Here is a 4,225-nt window from a genome sequence, read left to right as displayed (position 1 = left end):
AAACAACGTTACCTGGTTCGCAGTGATACCCTGCGCATGTAACCTGACGACCAGCGGTCTTAATAAATTCTGAAACTTCGGTTTTATATCGTATAGCGTCACTTTGTGGCTCCTGCCGTTAAATTGAATAGTTACTTCAATAATTCCAAATTCAGGGTGTTATCCCTTACTTCAATCGCGCGTGGTGAATCCGGATCAAGCTCCTCACGGCTCAGCACCCGTTTCCATGTGTCGCGCTCCCGGTCCGGCTGGCGGAACAAGCCCACGACCGCGACAAACTGCGTCTGTTTCTCCATTGGCATATCCAGTCTGACGCTCTGTCCCGGCATGACGCTGAACTGCCGCTGCGCCACCAGACTCTCTTTCAGCACCCGATCTGGCTGTGCCAGCAGGCTGCTGTATTCGGCGTTATCGAAACTTTGACGCGTGCTGAGCTGCAAAATATTCAGGCGCAAAGGCATCGACTGCTGGGCGTCGTCCTGATTGATCGCTGTACGCGCAGTGAAGATCAGGTGCAGGTTATTGACCTGGCGATAAAACACGGCATCGGCAATGCTCGCGGTTCCCTGTTTGGTTTTTTGCCAGGCTCCACAACTGCTCAGCAATGTTGCCGAGAGGCAAATCAACAACACATGGGCGAAATGAACCCTCATTGTTCACCTCCCTGATACGCAACTTCACTCTGCGGATCGGAAATAAATATCCGCGCAGGCATGCTGAAGCCACGCAATTCGAGAAGCGCCAGTGGGCCACTGCCGAGTTCCGTGCGAATCTGATAGTTCAGTGCCAGCCCGTCCGGCGTCGGCCAAACAACACGGTAAATGTTGCTGCCCAGCTCGGTGATGCGGGCTTTATCCAGCAGGCGGATCAGGCCCCAGCTTCCCGGGTGATCGGCATAAATGCGGGTTCCGGTATGGGTGCTGCGCCATGTCAGCGTGGTTTGCGGTTGCCAGCGGTTGTCTGGCCAGTTCAGCGTTTGCCAACTCTCTTCCTGGTTAAAATATTGCAGCTTCTGGCGATCCACCGTCAGCTCAGATTCCACCACGTCGCGGGAAGGTTTTGCCATCATCTGGAAATGCAGTTCCACATCTCCCCGGACAAATGCGGTGTTCGCGATGTGCGTCAGTTTATTCAGCGCGCTGAGAAAAGCAGGATCGAATGTCAGTCCCTGGCTGTTCATGGCATCCGGCACCCAGCGATCGCCTTCGAGCCGCAGCAGGCCGCCGAGGCGACTGTTAACGAACTGCGCGATACGTCCGGTGTCGGTACGCATAAACTGCGCTAAATGCGGTAAGGAGACGTCGCTTTGTCGGTTAGCAAACGGGTAGCGGTCGGCAAACGATTGATCCCACGGCGTTACTACATCGTTCTGCCACTGGCTGTTAATGCTTTCAGCGGTGGGGCTGAGCACCTGCTCCCACGCCTGCACCATCGGTTCGACAAATACCGCCTGACCAAACCCGCTCCACTCCTGCCCGAGGCTGGCAGCAATCAGACTGCCGTAATCGCGTGTGTCAGTGAGATCAACGGCTTTGCCCTGAAACACCGTCAATGCTAACGACTGCATCATGGCCTGCGGATCCGGCGCATTGGTTACCTGCTGCAGCCGCAGACGAACACGGGTAATACGCGTCAGGAATGTTGGCAGGCTGAGGCTATCTTTGGCCGCTGCGCCGGTATCGGTCAGCGCCAGCAAAGGTCCAAAGACGTCATCCATTGGGCCACGTACACCTTGTGGCTTGGCGATGGCCTGGGTTTTGTCACTGCTAAGCAGATTCTTTGCGGAGCTCACCAGCGAATCGGTAAGATCGCCGCCAGTTTACCCCGTCCGGCCCTGCATATTCAGCGTGTTCATCAGCGCAATCAAAGGTGACTGGCGTATATCGGCCAGCAGGGTTAACTGTTCAATCGATTCCGACAGGCTCTCTGCCCGCTGCCATTGCAGGCTGTTGAGGAATTTCAGCCAGGCTCCGGCGTAATCGGAGAAATAGCGATCTGTCAGCCGTGTTTGCAGTGTTTCCGGAGAGACATCATTATTGCTGGCACTTTTGTTATCACTCAGCACCCAGTCGATTTCATCGCGACGCACTTTCGCCGCTTGCTCAATCGCCGGTTGTACTGCCTCTTCCCAGGCTTTACGGGTAAAGACGCCCGGCACGGTTTCATCGGTATTAAAAAGCCTGCTGCTGTCGGTGACGTTGACCATTTCACTGAGCGTCAAATCAGCATAATCACGGGACACCTGCTCAATGAGCTTCTGATAGCGCGAGGTCTCCGCATTGCTGGCACCAATCTGACGCAGTAGCGCTGAGCGCATACTGCTGACCAGTCGCATATCCGGTTGTAACTGCCATTCCGGGTGCGCAGGCAGATTCGTCATCATAAAGGCCAGCATAGCGCCGCCATTATTGCGCCAGCTTGCGTCCTGTATGCCATCACGCAGTTGCCAGACCTTCATAACCGTGGTGCTGAAAAAGGCCGCATCGGATTGTTCGGGATGCACCAGCATTAGGTACGCCTTCAGCAAGTCATACATGCTTTTAGCATCATCGGCGCGCAGCGGACTGTCGGGCGGCAGGTTACGCCAGCCGCTCATCAGCGTAGTCAGGCGCTTGACGGATGCATCACGCAGCAGCGGCATTGCCGCCTGCTGCCATTGTTGCCACAGAGAATCCAACAGTGCGTCATTCTGGCTGAGGCCAAAACGCATATACCAGGGCGCACCATATTGCTGACGATGTTGCAGACGCTCGATCTCTTTCTGCAACTCGCGCAAAGCTGAAAGTTGCTGCTGCAGCGGCTGACGGAAATCTGTTGCGGCGGCGGCAAGCTGCTGATCTGCCTGTATAAGACGCATATTGGCAATCCAGGAAAACACCAGGCAGGCCATCCACACCGCCAGCATGCAGGAGCAGAGCGTCAGCAACGTTTTCCGCCATGAAGCACCGTTGGTGACCGGCCTGCGCCAGCGTAGCGCCAGTAAATCCAGCCAGGCTTTTCCCGGCTGCCAGGCATGACGCAATGAAGCGCTTCCGGTTGTCTCCGGCTGGCTGAGTACCACGCCAGCCAGCGGCAGCGCCCTTGCACCTGCGGAGAGCTGCAACAAGGTTTGTGTCAGGCGAGCAGATTCGCCGCTGCGCAGCGTGTGCGCCAGTTCCAGTAAGAAACTGTGCTGGCGATTACGCTCAGTCTGCAGCATGCCGCGTTCAACCAACTGGTGCTCAAGATCATCCAGCGACTGACGGTAATCGTCCGCACTATCAGCTTGCGTGATGGTAAATCCGATCCCCTGCGCGGTGGCGCTATGCAGAGAGGGCGCGTGAATTTCCCACAGCCACAGCGGGATATCCTGGCCCAACAGGCTGTAACGCTTCTGCATCTGGCGAGCCGTGGTATCCAGCACATCCTGGGTCATTTTCGCTTCAGCGTTCACAACCCAGACCACCGCATCTGCCAGCTGGCGACGAATTTTACGCAACGCACGTAGCTGCGCGGGTAACGGATCTTCCTGCGGGCTGCCGTGCCAGAGCAGCAAGGTGTTATGCCCCTCAAGCCAGTGCTGAGTTGTCAGGCCGGGGATACTCTGTTCAACCAGATGCTCATCGCCGACCACCAGCAGGATGCGTACCCGGCTGCGCCAGCGCCACCGATACTGGTAGCGCATCTGGGTAATAATATCCTGCACCCACTGATATTCTGCAGGACGCTGTTTCTGCGAACCTGCCGCACCTGTTGCTTCACGCGCATTGATTCGCACTAGTCCGCGCCAGGCGAGAATAAACAGTGGGCAGAACCACATCAGCGCCAGCCAGACCATCAATGACCAGAAAGCAATCTGGCGCGGCAGAGCTTCCGGTAGGTCAATGCTGCTGCCTGCAAAGTAATAGAGCCCTGCGCCAGTCAGCACCAACAGGGTTACAGCAAGCAAATAGCCACAAACCAGCCAGAACAGCGAGTGTCGGGGATTAGTGCGGGAGGTTTCCACGGGGAATACAAACTCCTGTAATGTATTGAGATTCCATTTCTGCGGCGATCCAGCCGCAGGACTGGCCGTTGAGCGCCGAGAACAGCGCCAGCGACCGTAACGTAAACGATGTTATTTGCCCGGCATTGCCGAGCCATGGGGCAAGTACGTGATCCAGCGCGGACCAGCCGCCATCCAGCAACGCTTCCATGGCGGGGGCATCCGCTGCGATCATCGTATCCGGCGTATCGCTTAATCCGG

At 56.5% G+C, this 4,225-nt stretch carries 3 protein-coding genes and 2 pseudogenes; all 5 read right to left on the bottom strand.

All coding sequences use genetic code 11. The annotated features are described in order from the left end of the window. Positions 1–102, bottom strand: a pseudogene (locus tag RTY00_RS13340) (CDP-alcohol phosphatidyltransferase family protein); the annotation flags it as partial. Positions 103–131: 29 nt separating this feature from the next. After that, positions 132–653, bottom strand: a complete 522-nt coding sequence (gene tssJ / locus RTY00_RS13335) for a type VI secretion system lipoprotein TssJ (protein ID WP_312664778.1) — start codon at positions 651–653, stop codon at positions 132–134. Beyond that, positions 650–1,792 (bottom strand): type VI secretion IcmF C-terminal domain-containing protein, encoded by a 1,143-nt coding sequence (locus RTY00_RS13330; RefSeq protein ID WP_312664777.1) that lies wholly within the window; start codon positions 1,790–1,792, stop codon positions 650–652. Before RTY00_RS13330 ends, tssJ begins: the two co-directional genes overlap by 4 nt. Before the next feature lie 27 nt (positions 1,793–1,819). Beyond that, positions 1,820–3,985: an ImcF-related family protein gene (locus RTY00_RS13325; RefSeq protein ID WP_312664776.1), complete on the bottom strand. Its 2,166-nt coding sequence runs from the start codon at positions 3,983–3,985 to the stop codon at positions 1,820–1,822. Further along, positions 3,966–4,225 (bottom strand): annotated as a pseudogene (locus tag RTY00_RS13320) (hypothetical protein); the annotation flags it as partial. The pseudogene RTY00_RS13320 and the gene RTY00_RS13325, both read right to left, overlap by 20 nt.

This window comes from Pantoea sp. CTOTU49201, assembly GCF_032054795.1.
In the GTDB taxonomy this organism is placed as follows: domain Bacteria; phylum Pseudomonadota; class Gammaproteobacteria; order Enterobacterales; family Enterobacteriaceae; genus Pantoea; species Pantoea symbiotica.
The sequence above is the reverse complement of the archived record's forward strand: the minus strand, read 5'-3'. Positions and strand labels throughout refer to the sequence as shown.

What these genes read in the sequence shown, in the direction of transcription:
- tssJ (WP_312664778.1), bottom strand. Translation starts at nt 653, where the DNA reads ATGAGGGTTCATTTCGCCCATGTGTTGTTGATTTGCCTCTCGGCAACA.